This is a genomic window from Kribbella sp. NPDC048928, assembly GCF_043197975.1.
Taxonomy (GTDB): domain Bacteria; phylum Actinomycetota; class Actinomycetes; order Propionibacteriales; family Kribbellaceae; genus Kribbella.
The window spans coordinates 100,836-123,844 of the sequence record NZ_JBICUC010000002.1 but is presented as its reverse complement, the minus strand read 5'-3'; the positions used below and the strand labels follow the sequence as shown (position 1 = coordinate 123,844).

Genomic DNA, 23,009 nt, shown 5'->3' with positions numbered 1-23,009 from the left:
CGGGTGCACCTGTGGTCGCGATCTGGTCGCAATCTGATAGAGATGCCGCGTTGATGTGGACGGCGCGCGCGGCGGCGCTCCATCATCGGGAACCGAGTACTGCTCATTTCCCCGGACGTACTTCCCCGGCGCCCGGAACGGTTACCTCGGAGGCTCGCTTGCCCGACCCGATTCGGCTGCTGCTGGTCGACGACCAGATCCTCAGCCGAGGCTTGCTTCGCAGCGGACTGGAGCGTGAGCGCGATCTGGAGATCGTTGCCGAGCTCAACCGTTCTGACGACGTCGTGGGTGCCGCAAAACGGCACCGGGCGAACGTCGCGCTGCTCGACGCCGCCGGTCCGGGCAATGACAGCATCACGGTCACCACCAGGTTGCGTACGTCGATGCCGGAGTGCCGGGTCGTGATGCTCACGACGTACGGCAGGCCGGTGCACATGCGCCGCGGGCTCGATGCCGGCGCGAAGGGGTTCGCGTTGAAGGGCTGTCCGGCGCCGCAGCTGGCGGATGCGGTGCGACGCGTGCACCTGGGGCTGCGGGTGGTCGATGCCAATCTCGCGGCGGAGAACCTGATGTACTCGGAGACTCCGCTGAGTGACGACGAGACGGACACACTCCGTGCCGCACGTGACGGTGGATCGGTGTCGCTGATGGCGCGGAAGCTCGACGTGTCGGAGCGGGTGGTGCGTACGCGCCTCTGGTCTGCGATCGGGAAGACCGGAGCACGGACCCGCTCGGACGCCGTCCAGATCGCCGACCGGAACGGCTGGCTGCTCGACTAGCGCCTGGCTCCCTTGGGCAGACGCATGTCGACGCTCGCCACGAGGCGTGTCCGACCGGTGTCACCGCCGACCGGTGTCGGTGCCGAGTGGGTTCGGTGCGGAGCGGCTCAGCCGACGATTGCCGCGATGACTTCCTGCACGACTTCGTCGACGGCCTTGTGCGTCGTGTCGAGGATCAGCTCGTCGGGGAAGCCGGCTTGGTCCAGGATGCTTGCCAGTACGGGGTGACGCTGCACGTGCCATTGCAGCCCCGCCTCATCGTCGTCGTGTCGCCTCGCCAGGCGGGACCGTATTGCGTCGGACGCTGCAGTCAACCGAACGTGCAGCAGACGGTTGGATCCGAGCGCGGTTGCGTTGCGCTGCAGTTCGTCGAGGGTTTCGACGACGGTGGCCGCGACGAGCACGCGGGCGCCGGCGCGCCGGAAGTTCGAGGCGATCGTCTGCAGGTTTTCCAGCGCCAGTGTCGTCTGGAATGGATCGTCAGCGGGCGCCGGCCACGCCCGACGCAGCCAGTCGACGTCGATGACCGCGCCAGCGACACCACGCCGCTCCAACTCGTCCCCGAGCCTCTCAGCGGTCGTCGTCTTCCCAGTACCGACGCTTCCGTTGATCAAAACGGCGTCGAACCTCAGGTCAGGCATTACCCGATGCTACCGACCGCCAGGCGATGCGGACGCTCGTCGCGATGGAGATGCGGACGTTCGTCGGGACGGGGATGCAGACGGTGGTCGGGAAGGGGATGCGGAGGTTCGTCGGGACGGGGATGCGGACGGTGGTCGGGAGGGGGATGTTGGGGAGTTTGGTGTTCGGGGCGTGCAGACTGGGGTGGTGGATGGTGGGCGGAGTCGAGTGGTTGTCGTTGATGCTGCGAATGTTGTTGGGTCGCGGCCGGATGGGTGGTGGCGGGATCGCGTGGGGGCGGCTCGGCGGTTGCTGGTCCGGTTGGCTGCTTTGCAGGAGCAGTTGACTGACACGGACGTCGTTGTGGTGCTGGAGGGTGCCGCATGCCGGGCGGTGTCGGGGGCGGATGCGCCGGAGGTCGGTGGTGTGCGAGTGGTTCTGGCGCCGGGGTCCGGGGACGACACGATCGTGAGCGTGACAACGGAAGTCGTTGCCCAGTCGCATCATCCGGCCGTCACAGTCGTCACCGCAGACCGCGGCCTCCGCCAACGAGTAGAACCCACCGGCGCAGTCACCACCGGCCCCCGCTGGCTCCTCGACCAACTCGACGCCCTACCCCAGTAACCACCCCCTAACGACCTCTCAACCCCATCCACGACAACGCCCCCAAGAGTGCAGGCCGTGGGCGCACGCCGGGCGGCACTGCGGGCGGTGGTGTGGGCGGTCGACCGGGGCGGGCGGTGGTGTGGGCGGTGGTCTGGGCGGTGGCGCGGGCGGCCGACCGGGGCGGCGGGCGCTCGCCGGGTGGGGCAGTGGGGCGGCGGGTGGTTAGTTGCAGGCTGATAGGAGCTTGCCGGTGTGGGTTATGAGGAGGTGCGGGCCTTTGGTGGCGGGGAGGCGCGCGACTGCGGTGCGGACGGGGTGGCGGGTGCCGTCGGGGGAGATGACGAGGGTATTTGGGGCGTCGATGGCGATGAGTTCGTCGTCGGCGCGGACCAGTACCGGTGCCGTGTAGGACCAAGAGAGTGCGGTGCGGCCGGCGGCGAGGCCTTCGAGGGTGGCTGCGGGGAGTTCGTCGGGGCCTTCGGCTGCGGCGTCGACGGCGATCCAGGTGGTGGGGCTGCCGGGCGGGGTGATGGAGGTCGGGTTGTGCCAGTCGCTGCCGCCGATGGGGATGGTGCCTTCGAGGCCCCACGCCTGCCACCAGGCGATCGGTCCGCCCCAGGTGTGGTCGAGCCAGGACGAATGCCAGATCTCGGCGAGCGGCGGGTGTTCTGGGAGCGGGTGGCGCCAGGAGCAGTCGCCGCCGAGCGGATGGTTGATCGACAGCAGGCCGCCGCGGCGCGCGACCTCCGAGACCCAGGTGGCGGCGGGGCGGCGGAAGTCGATGAAGCCGATCTCGCCGAACGCATTCGCATGGCCGGTGTCGGTGGTGACTTCCTGGCCGGGGATCAGACCGAGGCCGAAACGACTGCCGACGCCCGGGAGTTCGGCGTGGTGGGCGACGGTGTTGTGGTCGGTGACGGCGAGTACGTCGAGGCCGGCCGAGACGCCCAGCGCGGCCAGGTTGGCGATCGGAGTGGAGCCGTCGGAGTGCAGTGAATGAGCATGGAAGTCGCCGGCGATCCACTTCAGCCCTGACGAAGCGGGCAGCGTACGGCGAGGTGGTCGCGGCGGTACGGCGATTGCGGCCGATGCGTCGGCGTACTCGGTCAGACCGGGGATGGAGTCGACCGGGCCGGTGACCGCTTCGACCAGGAGTTCGACGCCTTCGACGGGTACTCGGTGAAGGCCCAGGACGACCCACCAGGTGCCCGGTTCGAGTTCGCCGGGGAGGTAGCCGGGGGTGGCGGCGTCGGGGGTGATCGCGAACGTCTGGCGGGCGCCGCCGGACCAGCCGCGCCAGCCCGCCGCACCTTCGCAGCCGAGGTCGATGACGGCACCTTCGGCCGGTGGGACGGTCAGCGTGACGAGCAGACCGGGGCAGTCCGCCGGGATGTCGACGGGCAGTGAGTGCCAGACGGACTCGGCGCGGTCGTCGAGCGTCCAGGTGCGGCGGTACGACGTAACTGCCATCAGTTCGCGTTCTCCAGGCGTGGGGATCGGTCGGTCGCGGGAACAGACAACGCCGGTGGTCAGCCGACGCGGGCCGGTTGGCGGGTGAGGAGTTCGCCGGATTCACGGTCGTAGAGCAGGACTCGCGAGCGTGGCGCAGTCAGGGATACCGCGGTGCCGGGAGCAGGTTCGTCTTCCTCGGGGACGGTGACGCCGACGAGGGTTCCGTCGCAGTCGACCGTGACCAGCGACTGGGTGCCGAGGTTCTCGGCGACGACGACCGTGCCGCGCAGGGCGGGACCGGTGGCGTCGCCGGACGTGAGGGTCAGGTACTCCGGGCGGATCCCGACGGTCACCTCGGCGTCGGCCGGCGTCGAGACGGTTGTCGCGGGCAACGAACCTCCTGTGACCGACACCACCCCGACAGCGTCGTCCACGCCACCCGGTGCGGCGGTCACCTTGCCGGGGAGCAGGTTCATCGGCGTGGAGCCGATGAAGTTGGCGACGAAGGTGTTGGCGGGGCGGGCGAAGACCTCGCGTGGGGAGCCGAGCTGGCGAAGCCGTCCGGATTCCATCACGGCGATCCGGTCGGCGAGGGCGAGCGCCTCGGCCTGGTCGTGGGTGACGAAGACGGTGGTGATCCCCAGGTCCCGCTGCAGCTTCTTCAGGAACGTACGCGCCTCGAGCCGCAGACGGGCGTCGAGGTTCGACAGCGGCTCGTCGAGCAGCAGGACCTTGCCTTCGGAGGCGATCGCGCGCGCCAAGGCGACCCGCTGCTGCTGGCCGCCGGACAGCTGGGCCGGCTTTCGTTCGAGAAGTCCGTCCAAAGACAGTTCGCCCGCGGTACGAGACGCAACTGAAGCGCGCGTGGCCGCAGCAACCCGCCGTACCTTCAACGGGTAGGTGATGTTCTCGGCGACGCTCATGTGTGGGAAGAGCGCGTAGTCCTGGAACACCATCGCGACGCCCCGCTTGCCCGGCTCGGTGCGGGTGACGTCCGCGGCGTCGATGCGGACCGTGCCTTCGGTCGCCGCCTCCAGCCCGGCGATCGTTCGCAGCAGTGTGGTCTTGCCGCAACCGGACGGGCCGAGGAGAGCGAAGAACTCGCCGTCGGCCACGTGCAGGTCCAGCCCGTCGACGGCGCGGACGCCGTTCGGGTAGACGGTTGCGAGGCCTTCGATGTCGATGCCCGCCATCAGCTCTTGATCCCTCCATGGAAGCGGAACCCGTAACGCGAGTTCACCAGCAGGTACAGCACGACGACCGGGATCGAGAACAGCAGCGAGAAGACCGGCAGCACCTGCAGGTTCACGCTGCCGCCTTCGTCGGTGAGGGTCTGCATCAGCACCGCACCGGGCTGTTTGTCGATCGACCGGATGAGCAGGAAGGGCACCAGGAAGTTGCCCCAGGAGTTCACGAACGCCCAGACCATGATGGTGGCCAGGCCGGGACGGGCGACCGGGAGTACGACGTCACGCAGGATCTGCAGCGTGGACGCGCCGAAGACCCGCGCCGACTCCTCGTACGACTTCGGGACCGCGTCGACGAAGTCCTTCAGGATGAAGATCGCCGCCGGCAACAGTCCGCCGGTCATCACCAGCGCGACGCCGAACCGCGAGTCGATCAGCCCGAGCTGGAACATCATCACGAAGATCGGCACCATCGCCGCCGTACCGGTGACCACCGACGACAGCAGCAGCAACCCGTACAGCAACGCGTCCCGCCCCGGGATCCGTACCCGCGACAGCGCGTACGAGGCGAGCGCCGCGAAGGCAGTCACCGCCAGTGCGGTGGTGATGCAGATCAGCAGCGAGTTGACCATCGAGTGCATCGCATAGGGATGCGCGAAGGTCTTCCGGAAGTTGTCCAGCGTCCAGTCCGGCCAGTGCACGCCCAGACCGGGGGAGGAGTCGAACGGTGCCGACGCGATCCACAGCATCGGTACGGCGAAGAACAGCGTGATCGCACAGATCAGCACGTAGAAGCCGATCCGGCGCACGACATATGCCCCAGTCATGAGCGCCTCCGTAGCAGCCGCAGATAGACCAAGGAGACGAGCAGGTTCGCGATCAGCAGCAGGAACGAGATCGCCGACGAGTACCCGAGCTCACCGCCCTGCAGCGCCACGTTGTAGATGTAGACCGGTACGGTCTCGGACTCGTGGTTCGGCCCGCCCTTGGTGAGCAGGAACGGCGAGAAGTCGTTCGCCGTCCACAGCGAGATCAGCAGCGTGTTCGTCAGCACGTGCCCGCGGATGTGCGGGAACACCACGTCCCGCAGCGTCTGCCAGCCGGACGCCCCGACCATCCGCGCCGACTCGAGCTGCGACGGCGGAACGGCCTGCAGCGCCGACGAGTAGAGCATCATCGAGAACGCCGTACCGCGCCACGTGTTGAACACCACGAGACAAGCCATCGGGTAGTCGATCAGCCACGCCGTTCCGGGTGTGCCCAGCAGACCGTTCAAAGTCCCGCCGTCGCGATCGTAGAACGCGACCCACAGGTACGCGACCACTGTCGACGGCAGGATCCACGCGAGCAGCGTGAGCGCCTCGACCGTGCGCCGGACCGCCGGGCGGGCGCGCCGCAGTACCCAGGCCAGTGTGAAGCCGAGGATGTTCTGCCCGATGATGGCCGACCCGAGTACGAACAGCAGCGTCAGCCACAACGCGTTGTGGAACAGGGCGTCGTTCAGGGCGCGGGTGTAGTTCGACAGCCCGACCATGGACGGCGACACGGCTTCGACGCCGGTCAGCCGGTAGTTCGTGATGCCGATGTAGATGGTCCAGACGGCCGGGAAGATCAGGAACGCGCCGATCAGCAGCAGCGCGGGCGCCAGGAAGCCCAGAGCCCGGCCGACGCCGAGGCCCGCGACATCGCTCGCGGGTCCTCGGGAGCCGGCCGATCCACGTCCCGGCGCCGGTTCGGCGGGCACCGGAGGTGCGGAAGCAGACGTCATCAGTTGCTGGTGACCTTGTCCTTGCCGCCGGCCGCGGCCTCGACCGCCTTCTCGTACGCCGTCGCGGCGGCGTCGGTGCTCTTGCCACCGACCACGTCCGCGGTCGCCTGCTGCAGCGCAGCCGAGACCTTCGGGTACTCCGCGAGGCCCGGACGGAACTGCGTGATCGGCAGCACCTTGTCGGCGATGAACGTCAGCATCGGATCACTCTTCAGTACTTCACTGTTGACGTCGGACCGCTGCGTGATCTTGGCCGCGCCGGCCAGCGACTCCTTGACCATCTCCTGGGAGTTCATGAACTGCAGCAACTCCCACGCCTGCTGCGGGAACTTGGTGTTCGGGTTGATCACGGTCGCGCCGCCACCGGACATCGAGACGAAGTCCTGGCCCTTCACGCCACCGCCCGGCTTGCTGGCCGGGATCAGCGCCCAGCCGACCGCCGAGTCCCGGTCGGCCATCTTCGCGACGCCTTCCTTGGGCTCGACGACGCTGCGCCAGAAGTAGTCGCTCTCCAGCAGGATGCCGATCTTGTTCGCGGCGAACTCGGCGAACGACTTGTCCCGGCCCTTGGCCTCACGCTGCAGCACCGGGTCGCCGAGGCCGGTCGAGTAGATCTGGTGGTAGAAGTCGAGCATCTGCCGCAGTTGCGGCGTGTTGCCGAGCCACTTGCCGTCGGTGTTCACGGCGGCGCCGGTGCCGACCAGCAGCGGCAGTACGCCCTGCATGGTGGTCGCCTCGCCCATCGCGGTGCCGGCGTTGATCTGGATCGGCGTCACCCCGGCGATCTTCTTCAGCGCCTGACCTGCGGAGATGATGTCGTCCCAGGACTTCGGCTGCCAGTCCGCGGGCAGCCCGGCCTGCTGGAACAGCTTCTTGTTGAAGTACAGCACCCGGCCGTCGGTGCCACCCGGTACGCCGTATCGCTGGCCGTTGTAGCTGCCGAGCGCCTGGACCGACTCCGGGATCTGTTTCCAGCCGTCCCAGTCGTTCACCTTGGCGGCGTCGCCGACGGTGTCGGTGAGCGGCTTGATGTAGTTCGCCTGGGCGAACTCGCCGACCCAGATGCCGTCGATGCTGAACAGGTCCGGTCCGGCCTTGTTCGACAGGTCGAGGGACAGCTTCTGCTTGTAGACCTCGTCGTCGGAGCCGTCGCCCTGGAACTTGACGGTGACGTCGACGCCCTTGCCCTTCTGCTCGGCGACGAACTTCGGGATCAGAACGTCCTCGGTGAAGGTCGCGCCGGCGCTGCTCTTGCCGCCCTTGACCGAGTTCGCGCCGATGGTCAGCGTGACCTGCTTGGCCTCGGCGTTCCGGTTCGCGTCCGGCGCGTCGCTGCTCCCGGAGCCGGACGAGCCGAGGCATCCGGTCAGCAGCGCAAGGGTCGCGGCGCCGAGGACGCCGGCGGTGGTCAACCGCGAGAGAGATCGCATCAGGGCTCCTAGCAGAGTGGTCCAGCGAGAGTGCGGTCAAACATTGGCACTCATCCGCGACTTTGTGAAGACTTTTACCCAACGCTCGGGAGAACGTTGTCAGGTGCTGTAGGCAACCAACCGCGGACTGTCAAGCCGGGATCCCGCGGGACGCATTGCGAAACAGTTAAAGGTCACTCAAGGTTCTGTGGCAACAGGTAGTTGACTAGATACAGACGGTGATCAGTGGAGCTACTGTCATGCCGATCGGTTCGAACGGATCGGAGGTGAATGACGTGAGACTGCTCCACGGAGTCGCTTGCCTTGTCGACGACCTGCTCGGGCATTGCTGGTGCTGGTGGTGACCAGCCGGCCGCGCGGTGACGAACCCGGCCACCCGCTGACGCGCAAGCAGCGGGCAATCCGGTACTCATCCCCGAGCACCGCCTGGCTCCCCAACAGACACTGAGAGACGCTGAGAGACAAGGAGAGAAAAACGGCCGGCCCCGACGATGTCGGGGCCGGCTGTCCTCTCGTTGGCTGGTTGGTTCGGGATCAGCTCTGGGCCAGTTCCATCATCTGCTTCGGCAGCGTCTCCATCTGCGCCGGAATCGGTACCTGTGGCCGGACCAGCGTCAGCAGACTCGCGGCCGCACCTGCGATCGGCAGGGGCAGCGCCAGGCCCAGCGACGACAGCAGGGCGTTCACGAGTGCCAGTACGGCGCCCAGGATGTCCAGGCTCGGCACCGGGAGCCCGGCCCAGGCCTGGATCGGCGTGCCGGCAGTGCTCATGCTGCCGGTCGGTTGTGCTTGCTTGGCCTTCCCCTTGCCAAGCAGCGACGTCAGGGCGAGCCCACTGGCCGCGTTCACGAACGTGCCGGTGCCCTTGTCGTAGCTCCATTTCTGTCCGCTGCCGTCACGGCAGGGCAGCACCAGGAGCGGCGCCGAGGACGGGACCTTGGCGAGGTCCGCACCGCTGTCCAGGCAGGCGCCGGTCGTTGCAAGGGCGCCACCGACGCTCTTGCTCATTGCGACCTGCAGCTGGCCGGACTCGGTGTAGATCCACTCCTGGGTCTTGCCCTCCTTGCCGGGCGCGCACGCCATCATGACCGCCATCGGGACCTTGTCGGCCGCGACGAACGTCAGGCAGTAGCGGGTGTCGGACCGGACGGCGATCTGCTGGGCCACGCCGACCGTGACGCCCGGAGACTTCGAACCGCCGGGTGCGGGGTTCGCTGCCTGGGCCGGTATGGCCGTGGCGATGGCGACGCTGACCGCGAGCACCACTACGCCGGTGCGGCTGAACAGCTTTCGGATGATCAAGACAACCTCCAGAGGTCGTGCTATCTCACGGCGTCAGGTCGTCGGGACCCGTGGCGCGAGCCGGTATGCCGGCAGTGACTCAGCGCGACGTTGACGCCACAACAAGTAATGCACAGGACCGGCCGTGGAGGTTATGCCGATTTCGCGAAACTTGATGCCAATGGCAACTAACTGCCAGGCAAACGTCGTTGCGCGAGGCATCGATATCGACTCGCCGGGTCGCTGTGCGATCACCGTGTGGAGGCTGTGAAACGTTCGAGATATTACAGCAATGCCAGGGATTTCCGGCAATGGCTGATGCCAACGGCAACGAGTGGGATCAGTGCGGCTGGTGGGTCTCCGAGGGGTCCTCGGCACGCTGTTGCGGCAACTCCGGCCGCTCGTCGGCGGGTACTTCCGCGCGCTCCGCCGGCACCTCGGCGGGCGTTTCGACGCGCTCCGCGGGCACGTCGGCGGTGGCCTCACCGTCGGTGACCTTCGCGCGCAGGTCGCGCATCTCCTTGCGCCGCCGCAGTCCGCGGCCGAGGCCCTTCTTCAGCAGCCACAGGCCGGCGACCAGGGCCGCGCCGGTGATCGCGCCGAGGAAGAACACGGTCGACACCGAGACGCCGAAGTCGACGCCGAACACCTCGAGCGTGGTGGACGCGCCCGACGTCACCGAGACGCCGAGTCCGAACAGCACCGCGAGGGCGATCAGGACGATTCCGAGAACGGCCATGGTGACCTGCCTCTCTGCCGGCCGGCGCCGGCCCTTCAGGCCTCACTGCTCAGAACTACTCAGAACTACTCAGAACTACTCAGCAATGCGGTGAGCAGCGCCACCGCGCCGCTCTTGTCCAGTGGGTTGTTCTGGTTCCCACATTTCGGTGACTGTACGCACGACGGGCAGCCATCCGTACATTCACAGTGTGCAATCGCCTGGCGTGTCGCAGTCAACCACTCGCGCGCCGCTGCGTACCCGTGTTCGGCGAAACCGGCTCCGCCCGGGTGGCCGTCGTACACGAAGACCGTGAGGCGGCCGGTGTCGGCGTGCTTGGCGGTCGAGACGCCACCGATGTCCCAGCGGTCGCAGGTGGCGAAGAGCGGGAGCAGTCCGATGGAGGCGTGCTCGGCGGCATGAGCCGCTCCCGGTACGTCAGCCAACCCGAGCGCTTCGACAACGCTGTCAGGGATAGTCCACCAGACCGCCTTGGTCTGCAGCGTCCGCTCCGGCAGGTCCAGAGGCTGTTCGTCGAGTACGTCCCCGGTTGCGATCAGCTTGCGCTGGTACGAGATGACCTGGCTCGTCACCCGTACCCAGCCGCGGGACAGCTCCGCCGTACCCCAGGTGCAGGTCTCCTCGGTCGCGAGGATGCTGATCTCGGTGACGTCGCGCGCGAACGTCGTGTAGTCCGGCGACGCCTGCTCGACGACCGCGGCGTGCTCCTCGAGGTCGAGCGAGCGCACCAGGTACGACTCGCCGGCGTGGACGTACACAGCACCCTCGTGGACCGACGAGTGCGCCGAGCCGCCGTCGACGGTGCCGAGCAGCCGCCCGGTCCGGTCCTCGACGATCTGCACGGTCTTCCCGCCCGCGGACCGGATGTCGATCGCGTCGACGGCCCGCTCCCGCCGGGTCCAGAACCATCCATGCGGTCGCTCGCGCAGCAGCCCCTGCCGGACCAGTTGGGCGATCACCTGCGGCGTCGTGCTGCCGAAGATCGCGTAGTCGTCGGCCGTCAACGGGACCTCCTGCGCAGCCGCGCACAACTGCGGCCCGAGGATGTACGGGTTCTCGGGGTTGAACACCGTGGCCTCGACGGGCCGGCCGAAGATCGCCCTTGGGTGTCGCACGAGGTAGGTGTCCAGCGGGTCGTCACGGGCGATCAGCAACGCCACCGCGTCCCCACCGGCCCGGCCGGCGCGTCCCGCCTGCTGCCACAGCGATGCGCGGGTCCCAGGCCAGCCGGAGAGCAGTACGGCGTCCAGCCCGGCAATGTCGATACCCAGCTCGAGAGCGTTCGTCGCGGCCACCCCGGTGAGCTCCCCGCTCTGCAGCATGCCCTCGAGCCGGCGGCGTTCCTCAGGTAGATAACCGGCGCGGTAGGCCGACACCTGGTCGATCAGCGACGAGTCGACCTCGGCCAGGTTCTCCCGGGCGGTGATGGCGACCGACTCGGCACCCCGTCGTGAGCGCACGAAGGCGACTGTGCGGACGCCCGAGACAACCAGGTCGCTCAGTAGGTCCGCTACCTCGGCTGTTGCGGACCGTCGTACCGGGGCGCCGTTCTCACCGTGCAGGGAGGTCAGGGGCGGCTCCCAGAGGCCGAAGGAGATACCGCCGCGCGGAGAGCCGTCCGCGACGACCTCCTCCATCGGCAGCCCGGTCAAGCGTTCGCCTGACACCGCGGGCTCCGCCACAGTCGCCGATGCACACACAAAGATCGGGTGGGCGCCGTACTGCGCGCACACCCGGCGCAGTCGCCGCAGCACGCCGGCCACGTGCGCGCCGAACACCCCGCGGTAGTGGTGGCACTCGTCGACGACGACGTACTGCAGACAGCCCAGGAACCGTGCCCAGCGTTGATGATTGGGCAGCACGGACCGGTGCAGCATGTCCGGATTGCTCAGCACGTACGTCGCGTGGTCGCGCGCCCAGTCCCGCTCCGTCAGCTCGGAGTCGCCGTCGAGCGTCGTGGCGCGCAGGCCAGGCACGGTGTACGACGAGACCGCTCGCAACTGGTCGTGCGCCAACGCCTTGGTCGGCGACAGGTACAGCACGCTCGCCGCGCGGCGATGTGGTGACGCGGCCTGCGCGATGCTCAACGTGGCAAAGGCGGGCAGCAGGTAGCCGAGCGACTTGCCCGACGCGGTCCCGGTCGCAACGACGACATGCCTCCCGCCGTACGCGGCCTCAGCGGTCGCGACCTGGTGGGTCCAAGGAGCCGTGATGCCGGCGTCCCGCAACTGGTCGAGGACCTCCGGCGGGACCCAGCGCGGCCAGTCGCACGTCTGCCCGGGACGCGGCGGGACCGACTCGACGTGCGTCAGCCGGTCGTCGCGACCGGCGGCCAGGCGCTTCAGAACGGCCGCTGCCTCACCACCGGCACGCATAAGCCGCCTCACCAACCGCACGCATACCGGGAGCGTAGCCGTCGCCACGGACAGCTCTTCGCCCAGTCTCGGCCCAGTCTCAGCTGAGTCCCCGCTGAGAATGCACGTTCCGATGCACGCGGCATTTTCCGGAGGGGAATCGACTTCCCCGGGCCGAGATGAAAGAGTTTTCCACAACGGGTCTACTCACGGTCCGTACATGGTTGAATGCAGCAGTTCACGGGATCGGAGGCCGAAGTGGATCTGTCGCTGACCGCGCGCGCCGAGGGCGGGCGGACCGTCATCGAGGTCGCGGGGGAGATCGACGTCTACACCGCACCGAAGCTCCGCGAGAAGATCGCCGCGCTCGTCGACGAAGGGGTCTTCGACCTGGTCGTCGACCTGGAACGCGTGGAGTTCCTGGACTCCACCGGCCTCGGCGTCCTCGTCGGCGGGCTGAAACGAGTGCGTACCCATGACGGATCCCTGTCCCTGGTCTGCACCCAGGAACGGCTGCTGAAGATCTTCCGGATCACCGGCCTGACCAAGGTGTTCGACATTCACCCGGACGTCGCGTCGGCCATCTGAACGGGTCCGAAGGCGCCTGCGCAAGCGAAAACGTAACTCCGATACTACGTTGAGTGACTCCAGTGCCCGAGTTCCGGCACGGGACTTGCCGTTCCGGTCCGGTATGGCGTAGACCACCCTGTCGTCAGGTCTGGTCGGGAACCGGTTAGAGTAACCCACCGCGCCAGTCCCCTGGCGCTGTGTCGTATTTCCCCAACCCTTCGGTTGCGGCAGACGGGGGCCGTCATGCCTGGATGGGTTGCCTACAAGGAGGACGGATGTCCGCGCTGCTTGCTCCACAAGCGGTGGATCTTTCGTCGAGCAACACCACACTGGTGATCGTTGTCGGGGTGATCGCGATTCTTGCGGTCGTCATCGCGATGGTCTTCCGGGGCCAGGTGCTTGCCGCGAACGATGGCACCGAGAACATGAAGACGATCGCCGCGGCGGTGCAGGAAGGCGCCTCGGCGTTCCTGAACCGGCAGTTCCGGACATTGTCGATCTTCGCCGTGGTCGCGTTTCTGTTGCTGTTCCTGCTGCCGGCGCACACCGACGGCGGCAACGAGACCACGCTGAAGATCTTCCGCTCCGTGTTCTTCCTGGTCGGCGCGGGCTTCTCCGCTGCGATCGGCTACCTGGGTATGTGGCTCGCGACGCGCGCCAACGTCCGGGTCGCCGCGGCCGCTCGCGACGAGGGCCGGGAGCCGGCCATGCGGGTCGCGTTCCGTACCGGTGGCACCGTCGGCATGATGACCGTCGGCTTCGGCCTGTTCGGCGCCGCGCTCGTCGTGCTGCTGTTCAAGGACGACGCCCCGACCGTGCTCGAGGGCTTCGGCTTCGGCGCCGCGATGCTCGCGATGTTCATGCGGGTCGGCGGCGGTATCTTCACCAAGGCCGCCGACGTCGGCGCGGACCTGGTCGGCAAGGTCGAGCAGAACATCCCCGAGGACGACCCCCGGAACGCGGCGACGATCGCCGACAACGTGGGCGACAACGTCGGTGACTGCGCCGGTATGGCGGCCGACCTGTTCGAGTCGTACGCCGTGATGCTGGTGGCCTCGCTGATCCTGGGCAAGGCCGCGTTCGGCGAGCAGGGCCTGATCTTCCCGCTGATCGTGCCGGCCATCGGCGCGCTCACCGCGGTCATCGGTGTCTTCCTGACCCGCCCGCGGGTCGGCGAGAACGGCCTGCGCACGATCAACCGCGCCTTCTACATCTCGGCGCTGGTCTCCGCGATCCTCTGTACGGTCGCCGCGTTCGTGTACCTGCCGAGCAGCTTCAAGGACCTGACCGGCGCCACCGACGCGATCGCCGCCTACGACGGCGACCCGCGACTGATCGCCACCGTCTCGGTGATCATCGGCATCGTGCTGGCCGCGATCATCCTGGCGCTGACCGGCTACTTCACCGGTACCGAGGACAAGCCGGTCAAGGACGTCGGCAAGTCGTCGCTGACCGGTGCGGCCACGGTCATCCTGTCCGGTATCTCGGTCGGCTTCGAGTCCGCCGTCTACACCGCCGTGGTGATCGCGGCGGCCGTGTACGGCGCCTTCCTGGTCGGCGGTTCCGGCGTGGTCGCGCTGTTCGCGATCGCGCTGGCCGGTTGTGGCCTGCTGACCACCGTCGGCGTCATCGTCGCGATGGACACCTTCGGCCCGGTCTCCGACAACGCGCAGGGCATCGCCGAGATGTCCGGCGACGTGGACGGCGAAGCGGCCCAGATCCTCACCGAGCTGGACGCCGTCGGCAACACCACGAAGGCGATCACCAAGGGCATCGCGATCGCGACCGCCGTACTGGCCGCGACCGCCCTGTTCGGTTCCTACACCGACGCGATCCGCATCTCGCTCGCCGACAACTACGCCAAGTTCGAGGCCGACGCGCTGGTGTTCAACCCGGGCACGCTGGTCGGCCTGATCCTCGGTGCCGCGGTCGTGTTCATGTTCTCCGGTCTCGCGATCAACGCCGTCGGCCGCGCCGCCGGTGCGGTCGTCTACGAGGTCCGTCGCCAGTTCCGCGACATCCCCGGGATCATGGAAGGCACCGGCAAGCCGGAGTACGGCAAGGTCGTCGACATCTGCACCCGGGACTCGCTGCGGGAGCTCGCGACGCCGGGTCTGCTGGCGCTGACCGCCCCGATCGCCGTCGGCTTCGGCCTCGGCGCCGCGGCGCTGGCCGGCTACCTGGCCGGTGCGATCGGCGCCGGCACGCTGATGGCGGTCTTCCTGGCCAACTCCGGTGGTGCCTGGGACAACGCCAAGAAGCTGGTCGAGGACGGCAACCACGGCGGCAAGGGTTCGGACGCGCACGAGGCCACCATCATCGGTGACACCGTGGGTGACCCGTTCAAGGACACCGCCGGTCCGGCCATCAACCCGCTGATCAAGGTGATGAACCTGGTCTCGGTGCTGATCGCGCCGGCGGTCGTCGGGATGTCGTCGATCGGCGACAACACCAACACCGCGCTGCGGATCGTGATCGCGGTCGTCGCCGTGATCATCCTGGCCGCGGCCGTGTACGTCTCCAAGCGCCGGGAGTCGGTCATCGCCGACACCCCGGCGGAGGCGAAGGCTGCTGCCTGACGCACTGCTGCAAACGCAACGGCCCGCCGGTCTCACCGGCGGGCCGTTCCGCATCTCTGGACCCGCGCCGCGTGCCCGTTTACTGTCGACGTACGACGGAATGCGGGGAGGTACCGTGATGTCTCGACGGCTACCGGCCTTGCTGTTCCTGGTCCTGGTAGGACTGCTGGCGACGGTGCAGCCGGCGAACGCGGCGACTCCGCAACCGGACTCGGCCTATCTCTACGCCGCGCATCAGCACAACCTGACGATCATCGCGGCCGCCCACGCGGCCACGACCCATGGCAGTACGTCGTGTGTGCGCAAGGCCGCCGCGCAGCTCGAGCGCGATCATCGCAAGCTCGCCGCGCAGGAGCTCGACATCGCCACCCGCTTCAGCATCGTGCTGGTGACGGTGCCCTCGCTGGCGCAGCGCAAGCAGCTCGAGGCCCTCGGTGCGAAGGCCGGGAAGTCCGGGTACGACGCGGCGTGGATGGCCCTGCAGCGGCAGGAACACCAGCAGTACCTGACGCTGGTCGAGGGCGACGTACCGAAGAACGCGTCGCCTGCTGTCGAGTCGATCGCCGACGGCGCCAAACCGGTGATCGAGATGGATCTGCGCCTGGTGGCGGGACCGTGCCGTACCGGGACCGGTACGCCGGTGGTGTCGACCGGGGAGGGCGGTCAGCACGCCGACCAGCAGAAGGCCCGTTCGCGGGCTGCGCTGATCCTGCTGGCGATCGGCGTGATCCTGCTGCTGGTCGGCAAGTCGATCTCGTTCCGGCGGCGCCTGCTCGGTATCGCGGCGCTCGCGGCCGGCCTTGTGATGCTGTTCGGCGGGCAGTCCTCCAACACCGGCAAGGTGCCTGATCAGGGCAAGCCGGCGTCCGATCGGGAGGCCGCCGTGCCGCCGGTGAAGCTGAAGCTGCCCGGATACCTCGAGGCGACGGTGCGTCCGGTCGCGACGGCCTCCAACGGGCAACTCGACGTACCGAAGTCGGCCGACGTCGGGTGGTGGGCCGCGGGTGCGGCGCCGGGTGCGTCCGGCGGTACGGTGCTGCTCGCCGGTCATGTCGACACGACGCGCGGGCTCGGGGTGTTCGCGCCGCTGTCGGAGGTGCCGGTCGGCACCAGGGTTGCCGTCACGGCGGGGACCGGTGACGTGCACTGGTACCGGATCGTGGCGCGCAAGACGTACCTGCAGAGCGCGCTGCCGGCGGACCTGTTCCAGGGAGCTGTGAAGCCACGGCTGGCGTTGGTGACCTGTACAGGCGCGTACAACCACAAGACCCATCGCTACAGCGAGAACCTCGTGCTCTACGGCGTACCGGTGGATTGAACCGTTTGGTGGTGACTTCCAGGTTCGTAGCCGGAAGTACGACGCCCGTCGACTTTCGGCTGATGTGCCGGGCCGCGGGATCGGGGATCGTCGGGGTTGTGGTCAGGGTTTCAACCGATGGCGACGGCCGCCGGGCGGACGGCAGAATCAACCCAGGGGTGGACACACCGGATCCGTCCGGGGTCCGATGCCTGGCCCCCTGTGGACCTGGATACTGATCTCATCAGCACCGACCCGCCCGCCCGGGGGAACGATTTTTCACGCCACACCGAACGAGGAGTACGGCGATGATCGAGGCAAAGGGCCTCACCAAGCGATACGGCGAGACAGTTGCCGTTGACAACCTGTCTTTCGAGATCAAGCCCGGCAAGGTGACCGGTTTCCTCGGTCCGAACGGTGCCGGCAAGTCCACCACGATGCGGATGATCCTCGGCCTGGACGCCCCGACGGGCGGGTCTGTCACGATCGACGGCCAGCTGTACCGCGACCTGAAGCGGCCGCTGACCAAGGTCGGTGCGCTGCTCGACGCCAAGTGGGTGCACCCGAACCGCTCGGCCCGCGCCCACCTGACCTGGATGGCGGCATCCAACAAGCTGCCGAAGGGCCGCGTCGAGGAGGTGCTGGGCCTGGTCGGCCTGACCGAGGTGGCCGGCAAGCGGGCCGGCAACTACTCGCTCGGTATGTCCCAGCGGCTCGGTATCGCCGGCGCCCTGCTCGGCGACCCGGAGATCCTGCTCTTCGACGAGCCGGTGAACGGTCTCGACCCCGAGGGCATCGTCTGGATCCGGCAGTTCATGCACCGGCTCGCCGACGAGGGCCGGACGGTCTTCGTCTCCAGCCACCTGCTGTCCGAGATGGCGCTGACCGCCGAAGAGCTGGTCGTGATCGGCCGCGGCAAGCTGATCTCCCAGTCCAGTACGACGGAATTCGTCGACCGCGCCAGTGGCAGCAGCATCAAGGTCCGCAGCCCGCAGCTCGACGAACTGCAGAGCGTCCTGCAGCAGAACAGCCTGAAGACCCGGATCGACGACGTCGAGGGTCAGGGACGGGTGCTGTTCATCGACGGCGAGGTGACCACCGACCAGATCGGTGAGACCGCCGCCGCGAAGGGCATCACGCTGCACGAGCTGAGCCTGCAGCGCGGCTCGCTGGAGCAGGCGTTCATGCAGATGACCGGTGACTCGGTCCAGTACCACGCGACCGATGCGACGCAGGTCCCGGCCGTCACGCAGACCGAGGCGATCGTCGCGCAAGAGGAGCAGATCTGATGTCCCTGATCACCGTGGAGCGGATCAAGCTCTTCAGCACCCGGTCGCCGTGGTGGTGCATGGTGCTCGCGCTGGCCCTCGCCGACGGGTTCGTCACGCTCGGCTTCATCTTCGCTCCGGACAACATCACCCGGGACTTCCGGCCGGTCGACACCATCAGTACGTACAACTTCGGCCTGATGGTGATGATGGTGATGGCGGCCCTCGCGGTCACCACCGAGTACCGCTTCGGCACCATCCGGACCAGCTTCCTGTCGGTCCCGCAGCGGACTCCGGTCCTGCTCGCGAAGACCGGCGTCGCGGCCGTGCTGAGCGGCCTGATCGGCCTGATCTCTGCCTTTGTGGCTCTGGGGCTCGGCAACATCCTGGTGCCGGACGCCGACCTCGGGCTGTCGACCGGCGCCGACTGGCGGGCGATCGTCGGTGTCGCACCGGTCTACCTGCTGTCCGCGGTGATCGCCGTCGCGGTCGGCATCATGGTCCGGCAGAGCGCCGGCGCGATCGCGATCGTGATCTGCTGGCCGCTGCTGATCGAAGGCATCGGCCGCGCGATCCCGAAGGTCGGCGACTTCATCGGCGACTGGGGCCCGTTCTCCCGCGTCGACTGGTGGCTGACCGGCGACCAGAAGCCTGGCGGGAACGCCGGTGCGCCGTCGGCGCACGCTGCGGTGATGGGTCCGACCTGGTCACTGGTGTACTTCGCCGCCTGGGCGATCGGCCTGCTCGTGATCGCCCTGGTGATCGCCAAGAAGCGCGACGCCTGACAAGAACGACCCCGGCCGAGGTTGAGGGGCCTCGGCCGGGGCCACGTGCCCGGCCGGGCTGAGGGGTCCTGGTCGCACCCGGCCCGTGGAGTTCCGGTACATCACCGGACCTCCACGGGCCGTTCTGTTGTGTCAGCCGCGACAGTTCTTTCCGTCGACGATCTTCCAGCCGCCCTGATTCGGCACAATGCGTTTCTGATAGCACGCATAGGCATTGATTTCGCCCAGACTCTTCAAGGCGTTCAGAACATTCTTGATAGTCGCTGCGGCGGCGACCGCCGGGACCTTGCAGAGCAGTTCGACGACCTTCTTCACTTCCGACGGAAGCTTCGCCAGACCCTTGCAACTCAGGTACGCGGCCGCCCCACCGCCGGCGATCAGGAACGCCAGCATGCCCTGCACCTCGACGCCGCTCAGGTTCAGGTAGATCCCCCGGCCGAAAGTCAGCCTCGGGTCGGCCGTGATCGGGTACGCCGCCCCCGCTGTGCCGACACGCTGCACGAGCCGGTTGCCCGGCGCTGTCTCGTACCAGGTCGGCAGCGAGCGTCCCGCCGCGTCGATCGCCCACGGAGCCGCCACGCTCCCCACGAGGTCCGTACCCGGTTTGGTGATCAGGAGCCCCGCGCCGGCCTTCTGCAGCGTCCACCCGGGCGCGAGCGCCACGTCGTACCGAATGCTGTCCCCGTGCCGCAGGACCGTGATGACCTGACCGCCGTCAGCCAGTCGGCGAACCTCCGAGTTCCGCCGGTCCGTTGCCCCGATGGTGTGCGTCACCCCACCGGCCACCACGCTGACGCTCTTCGCCCCGTCATCGATCCGGACCCCAGGACGCGCCTGACCAACCACTTCCGGTCCGCGAACCCCAAGCGCCTGCCGAACCACCTGCCCGGTACTCCGCGGCGCAGCCGCCGCTGCCTGAACGCCGGTCGCGGCGACCGCGAATGCAACGGCCGCGACAATTACATGCCGAATGATTTTCATCATTCCCCCTTTGTCGAAATTGACGATTCGAGATTAGGCCTGCGCTCGATTCGGGTGGCAAGGGTAATTGCAGCAACCTGCAATGAATCGCGGTACGGCGGTGCAATCGTGTCGCGTTCGCAATGCTGCTGGGATTGCGGTTGCGGCAGATGTGGGTAGCCAGGTGGGGTGGTGGGCGTTTAGCCTGCCGCGCATGACGGACTGGGCGCAGGTGTGTGAGGCAGGTTTCGCCGTACCCGAGGGGCGGCCGCTGGGCGAGTTGGTGGCCGAGCTGGTGGGGATGCTGCGGTCGCCGGATCCGGTGGTGCGGGACCGGCAGGCGTACTCGATCCTCGCCACCTGGGCCGGCCGCGGGGTGCTGTCCGAGCAGGAGTTGCGTGAGCTCGGCGACCAGATGATCCCGCGGTTCGGGGATGCCGAGCCGCAGGCGCGGACGTTCGCGCCGCTGATCCTGGACGTGATCGTCAGTTCCGGCGTCTACGAGCCGGAGTGGGTGCCGCCGTTCGAGCGCTGGTACGTCGCGGAGCAGGACCTGCGCGGGTACGACGAGAAGCTCGGCTGGCTGCATGCGGTGGCGCACGGGGCCGACCTGCTCGGGACGCTCGGGCAGCACCCGGCGGTCGAGCCTGTCCAGATGCTCCGGCTGGGGATCGGGCGGTTGCTGACGCCGACGCCGTACGTGCTCCGCGACCTCGAGGACGACCGGCTCGGGTACGCGCTTGCTGCGACGCTGACCCGGCCGGACCTGACCGACACCGACGCGACCGACTGGCTCGACCCGGCGATCCGGATCCTGGCGAACCCGCCGACCGAAGGGTTCCCGCCCGAGGTGACGAACACGCTGCGCACCTTGCGGGTCCTGTACGTGCTGGCCGACCACGGTCTACGGGTCGGCGATGCGAAGAAGCTCACACGGATCCCGCAAGCCGAACAGGTCAAGACCAAACTGATGGACGTGTTCCGGGTCGTCACGCCGTACTATCTCTGAGCTGACCGGCGTCGCCGTCGTCACGGGCAACAAACCGGTCGTTGCGGCCGTCCGATGAGTATGGCGCATCCGACTTTCGTCTGGACTTTCCCTGAATCCTCCCGGAGGAACGGCATGTCGTGATCCAGGGCGGAGTACAGGTGGTGTCAGGTGGCAGTCGGGGCTCGGTCCGTGGCAGGGTCTCTGCTGGCACGCCATGGCCCCCTCCCATGGTGGTGCCAACGCCACTACCCGAGTAGTGCCAACACCATCAGTTCTGGTCCCTGACGACGTTAACTTTGAGCTACAAGAGCCGTTCGGGGGCGCAGTCGAGAGAGGGCGCGTAGAAGTCATGGTTGCGACATACCTGAAGCGTTGGGTCGGCAACCGGATCCTCAACAGGACCACCCGTAAAGGTGGTCTCGATCTGTCGAAGATGCGGATGTTCCCCAGCGCGGTCTCGATGCCGCTGCGCAGGCAGGGTCTGGACCCCGTGCCCGAGCTCGGCGCCGTGCGGGAGACCGAGCCGGTGCACAAGCTGGCCCACCTGTTCGGGCTGAACGTCTGGGTCGTGAGCGGGCATGCCGAGGCCAAGTACGTGCTCTCCAACGAAGAGGACTACAGCCACGACATCCGCCCCCTGGTCGGCTCGGATCCGAACAAGCCGTCCGAGGGGATCGGCGGCCTCGGGTTCACCGACCCGCCGGACCACACCCGGCTGCGCAAGCTGCTCACCCCCGAGTTCACCAAGCGCAAGCTGGCCCGCCTGGAGCCGGCGATCGAGAAGATCGTCAACGACCAGCTGGACCAGATGGAGGCCAAGGGCTCGGTCGTCGACATCGTCTCGGACTTCGCGTTCAACGTACCGTTCCTGCTGATCGCGGACCTGCTCGGCGTCGAGGAGCAGGACCGGGACCGTTTCCGGGCGCTCGGGCCGGCCCGGTTCGACATGTCCGGCGGTGGGATCGGGCTGTTCGGGTCCGCGAGCGAGTCCCGCGAATTCCTGTTCGAGATCGTCCGGAAGCAGCGCGCACACCCGGGTGACGGGCTGATCGGGTCGATCATCCGCGACAAGGGCGACGCGATCGACGACGTCGAGCTCGGTGGGCTCGCCGACGGCGTGTTCCTCGGCGGGTACGAGACGTCGGCCAGCATGCTCGCGCTCGGCACCCTGGTGCTGCTGCGCGACCCCGAGAACTTCGAGCGGATCCGGAACGAGCCGGGTGCCGTCGACGTGATCGTCGAGGAGCTCCTGCGGTACCTGACCGTGGTGCAGGTCGCGTTCCCGCGGTTCGCCCGGCACGACCACGAGCTGTTCGGGCAGCAGGTGAAGAAGGGCGACCTGGTCGCGGTGTCGTTGTCCGGCGCGGATCGGGACAAGGGCCTGTTCGGTGCGGACGCCGAGGAGTTCTACCCGCGCCGTACGGTGTCGTCCGCACACCTCGCGTTCGGCCACGGCATGCACCGCTGCGTCGGCGCCGAACTCGCCCGGATGGAGCTCCGCGCAGCGTTCACCGCCCTTGCGCACCGCTTCCCGGACCTCGCCCTCGCCGTCCCGGAGGAACAACTCCGCTTCCGCGACTTCTCGATCGTCTACGGCATCGACACCCTCCCCGTACGCCTCCGAGCCACCACCCCCGAACAAGCCGCCGGCTAACCGCCCACCCCCACCCACCCGCACCCCCGCCCGCTCCGAACAAGCCGCTCTCCTCGCATCGCGGCGCACCCACCACGTGCGCGGTCAACCTCTGACCTTGTGGGTTGGCACTGGGCTTGCAGGCCGCCAACCCACAATCTCGGGGGTCAACCTCTGAGCTGGTCGGCGCGGCCCGACCCACGCCAGCCGGATGTGCCGGCCCCGGCCCGCGCCAGCCGGATGTGCCGGCCCCGGCCCGCGCTGGCCGGATGTGCCGGCCCGGGCCGGCCGGAGATGTCAGCCCCGGCCCGCGACCACGCCGGCCGGTACTTTCGAAGACCAACGCCCAACTCCCGACCCGCCATGGCCTGGATCAACCCGCTCCCGTCGCATCGCGGGCGAACCCACCGTCTCGGAGGTTGGCCTCTGCGTTTGCGGGTTGGCGCTTGGCATGCGCCTCGCCAACCCGCCACCTCAGAGGTCAAGCTCTGAGACGGTGGGCCTGGCGCGCGGGTCGGCTGACTCGAGCGGCCCCGAGATCGCGGCTAGCCCCCCGGGGAATGGCGATAGGCCATTGCTACTCGTAGGTCGCCGTCTGGTGATACCGGTGAGCGACGACGGCGCAGTTGGCGGTGCGGGCGCGCGCGGGTGCGGGTGCAGGCGTTTGGTGCGGGTTTGGGCTCGGCGGAGGGATTGGATGCGGGGTGGT

At 68.1% G+C, this 23,009-nt stretch carries 19 protein-coding genes; 9 read left to right on the top strand and 10 right to left on the bottom strand.

What is annotated here, in order from left to right; genetic code table 11:
* Positions 1-158: 158 nt before the first annotated feature.
* Positions 159-779, top strand: coding sequence for a response regulator (locus tag ACGFI6_RS07375; RefSeq protein ID WP_393115942.1), 621 nt, complete (start codon positions 159-161; stop codon positions 777-779).
* 107 nt (positions 780-886) lie between these two features.
* Here the strand turns inward: ACGFI6_RS07375 and ACGFI6_RS07370 are convergent, their stop codons facing one another.
* Positions 887-1,420, bottom strand: a complete 534-nt coding sequence (locus tag ACGFI6_RS07370) for an AAA family ATPase (RefSeq protein ID WP_393115940.1) — start codon at positions 1,418-1,420, stop codon at positions 887-889.
* Between the two features lie 454 nt (positions 1,421-1,874).
* Between ACGFI6_RS07370 and ACGFI6_RS07365 the strand changes: the two genes are divergently transcribed.
* Positions 1,875-2,024 (top strand): hypothetical protein, encoded by a 150-nt coding sequence (locus ACGFI6_RS07365; protein WP_393115938.1) that lies wholly within the window; start codon positions 1,875-1,877, stop codon positions 2,022-2,024.
* A gap of 204 nt (positions 2,025-2,228) precedes the next feature.
* On the opposite strand, the gene ACGFI6_RS07360 is transcribed toward ACGFI6_RS07365, so the two are convergent.
* From ACGFI6_RS07360 to ACGFI6_RS07325, 8 genes are all read right to left on the bottom strand, one after another.
* A complete protein-coding gene (locus ACGFI6_RS07360) occupies positions 2,229-3,476 on the bottom strand; it encodes a CehA/McbA family metallohydrolase (RefSeq protein ID WP_393115936.1) in 1,248 nt (415 codons plus the stop codon).
* A 59-nt stretch (positions 3,477-3,535) separates the two neighbouring features.
* Positions 3,536-4,651: an ABC transporter ATP-binding protein gene (locus ACGFI6_RS07355; RefSeq protein WP_393115934.1), complete on the bottom strand. Its 1,116-nt coding sequence runs from the start codon at positions 4,649-4,651 to the stop codon at positions 3,536-3,538.
* A complete protein-coding gene (locus ACGFI6_RS07350; protein ID WP_393115932.1) occupies positions 4,651-5,472 on the bottom strand; it encodes a carbohydrate ABC transporter permease in 822 nt (273 codons plus the stop codon). The genes ACGFI6_RS07355 and ACGFI6_RS07350 overlap by 1 nt, the downstream gene beginning before the upstream one ends.
* The gene (locus ACGFI6_RS07345; protein WP_393115930.1) at positions 5,469-6,413 is read right to left on the bottom strand and encodes a carbohydrate ABC transporter permease; all 945 of its coding nucleotides are present in this window, start codon (positions 6,411-6,413) and stop codon (positions 5,469-5,471) included. Before ACGFI6_RS07345 ends, ACGFI6_RS07350 begins: the two co-directional genes overlap by 4 nt.
* Positions 6,413-7,843: an extracellular solute-binding protein gene (locus tag ACGFI6_RS07340; protein WP_393115928.1), complete on the bottom strand. Its 1,431-nt coding sequence runs from the start codon at positions 7,841-7,843 to the stop codon at positions 6,413-6,415. The genes ACGFI6_RS07345 and ACGFI6_RS07340 overlap by 1 nt, the downstream gene beginning before the upstream one ends.
* A gap of 534 nt (positions 7,844-8,377) precedes the next feature.
* Positions 8,378-9,145, bottom strand: coding sequence for a ricin-type beta-trefoil lectin domain protein (locus tag ACGFI6_RS07335; RefSeq protein WP_393115926.1), 768 nt, complete (start codon positions 9,143-9,145; stop codon positions 8,378-8,380).
* Between the two features lie 319 nt (positions 9,146-9,464).
* A complete protein-coding gene (locus tag ACGFI6_RS07330; protein ID WP_393115924.1) occupies positions 9,465-9,863 on the bottom strand; it encodes a hypothetical protein in 399 nt (132 codons plus the stop codon).
* A gap of 65 nt (positions 9,864-9,928) precedes the next feature.
* Positions 9,929-12,238 (bottom strand): DEAD/DEAH box helicase, encoded by a 2,310-nt coding sequence (locus ACGFI6_RS07325; protein ID WP_393115923.1) that lies wholly within the window; start codon positions 12,236-12,238, stop codon positions 9,929-9,931.
* A 237-nt stretch (positions 12,239-12,475) separates the two neighbouring features.
* On the opposite strand from ACGFI6_RS07325, the gene ACGFI6_RS07320 reads away from it, so the two are divergent.
* The 5 genes from ACGFI6_RS07320 (at position 12,476) to ACGFI6_RS07300 (ending at position 18,716) form a co-directional block, all read left to right on the top strand.
* The gene (locus ACGFI6_RS07320; protein ID WP_167217803.1) at positions 12,476-12,805 is read left to right on the top strand and encodes an STAS domain-containing protein; all 330 of its coding nucleotides are present in this window, start codon (positions 12,476-12,478) and stop codon (positions 12,803-12,805) included.
* 257 nt (positions 12,806-13,062) lie between these two features.
* A complete protein-coding gene (locus ACGFI6_RS07315) occupies positions 13,063-15,366 on the top strand; it encodes a sodium-translocating pyrophosphatase (protein WP_393115921.1) in 2,304 nt (767 codons plus the stop codon).
* Between the two features lie 118 nt (positions 15,367-15,484).
* Complete coding sequence (locus ACGFI6_RS07310) at positions 15,485-16,684, top strand: DUF4142 domain-containing protein (RefSeq protein WP_393115919.1); 1,200 nt, start codon at positions 15,485-15,487, stop codon at positions 16,682-16,684.
* Positions 16,685-16,971: 287 nt separating this feature from the next.
* Positions 16,972-17,952 (top strand): ABC transporter ATP-binding protein, encoded by a 981-nt coding sequence (locus ACGFI6_RS07305; RefSeq protein ID WP_393115917.1) that lies wholly within the window; start codon positions 16,972-16,974, stop codon positions 17,950-17,952.
* Complete coding sequence (locus ACGFI6_RS07300) at positions 17,952-18,716, top strand: hypothetical protein (protein ID WP_393115915.1); 765 nt, start codon at positions 17,952-17,954, stop codon at positions 18,714-18,716. Before ACGFI6_RS07305 ends, ACGFI6_RS07300 begins: the two co-directional genes overlap by 1 nt.
* A gap of 132 nt (positions 18,717-18,848) precedes the next feature.
* Here ACGFI6_RS07300 and ACGFI6_RS07295 read toward each other — a convergent pair whose 3' ends face one another.
* A complete protein-coding gene (locus tag ACGFI6_RS07295; RefSeq protein WP_393115913.1) occupies positions 18,849-19,697 on the bottom strand; it encodes a hypothetical protein in 849 nt (282 codons plus the stop codon).
* Between the two features lie 193 nt (positions 19,698-19,890).
* On the opposite strand from ACGFI6_RS07295, the gene ACGFI6_RS07290 reads away from it, so the two are divergent.
* Complete coding sequence (locus ACGFI6_RS07290) at positions 19,891-20,685, top strand: DUF2785 domain-containing protein (RefSeq protein WP_393115911.1); 795 nt, start codon at positions 19,891-19,893, stop codon at positions 20,683-20,685.
* Between the two features lie 331 nt (positions 20,686-21,016).
* The gene (locus ACGFI6_RS07285) at positions 21,017-22,321 is read left to right on the top strand and encodes a cytochrome P450 (RefSeq protein ID WP_393115909.1); all 1,305 of its coding nucleotides are present in this window, start codon (positions 21,017-21,019) and stop codon (positions 22,319-22,321) included.
* Positions 22,322-23,009: the final 688 nt, after the last annotated feature.

Excerpts from the sequence above, each read along its gene's own strand:
- ACGFI6_RS07360 (WP_393115936.1), bottom strand. The coding sequence starts at position 3,476 with ATGGCAGTTACGTCGTACCGCCGCACCTGGACGCTCGACGACCGCGCC.
- ACGFI6_RS07295 (WP_393115913.1), bottom strand. The coding sequence starts at position 19,697 with ATGAAAATCATTCGGCATGTAATTGTCGCGGCCGTTGCATTCGCGGTC.
- ACGFI6_RS07370 (WP_393115940.1), bottom strand. The coding sequence starts at position 1,420 with ATGCCTGACCTGAGGTTCGACGCCGTTTTGATCAACGGAAGCGTCGGT.
- ACGFI6_RS07315 (WP_393115921.1), top strand. The coding sequence starts at position 13,063 with ATGTCCGCGCTGCTTGCTCCACAAGCGGTGGATCTTTCGTCGAGCAAC.
- ACGFI6_RS07310 (WP_393115919.1), top strand. The coding sequence starts at position 15,485 with ATGTCTCGACGGCTACCGGCCTTGCTGTTCCTGGTCCTGGTAGGACTG.
- ACGFI6_RS07290 (WP_393115911.1), top strand. The coding sequence starts at position 19,891 with ATGACGGACTGGGCGCAGGTGTGTGAGGCAGGTTTCGCCGTACCCGAG.
- ACGFI6_RS07285 (WP_393115909.1), top strand. The coding sequence starts at position 21,017 with ATGGTTGCGACATACCTGAAGCGTTGGGTCGGCAACCGGATCCTCAAC.
- ACGFI6_RS07350 (WP_393115932.1), bottom strand. The coding sequence starts at position 5,472 with ATGACTGGGGCATATGTCGTGCGCCGGATCGGCTTCTACGTGCTGATC.
- ACGFI6_RS07305 (WP_393115917.1), top strand. The coding sequence starts at position 16,972 with ATGATCGAGGCAAAGGGCCTCACCAAGCGATACGGCGAGACAGTTGCC.
- ACGFI6_RS07330 (WP_393115924.1), bottom strand. The coding sequence starts at position 9,863 with ATGGCCGTTCTCGGAATCGTCCTGATCGCCCTCGCGGTGCTGTTCGGA.
- ACGFI6_RS07345 (WP_393115930.1), bottom strand. The coding sequence starts at position 6,413 with ATGACGTCTGCTTCCGCACCTCCGGTGCCCGCCGAACCGGCGCCGGGA.
- ACGFI6_RS07325 (WP_393115923.1), bottom strand. The coding sequence starts at position 12,238 with ATGCGTGCCGGTGGTGAGGCAGCGGCCGTTCTGAAGCGCCTGGCCGCC.
- ACGFI6_RS07340 (WP_393115928.1), bottom strand. The coding sequence starts at position 7,843 with ATGCGATCTCTCTCGCGGTTGACCACCGCCGGCGTCCTCGGCGCCGCG.
- ACGFI6_RS07300 (WP_393115915.1), top strand. The coding sequence starts at position 17,952 with ATGTCCCTGATCACCGTGGAGCGGATCAAGCTCTTCAGCACCCGGTCG.
- ACGFI6_RS07355 (WP_393115934.1), bottom strand. The coding sequence starts at position 4,651 with ATGGCGGGCATCGACATCGAAGGCCTCGCAACCGTCTACCCGAACGGC.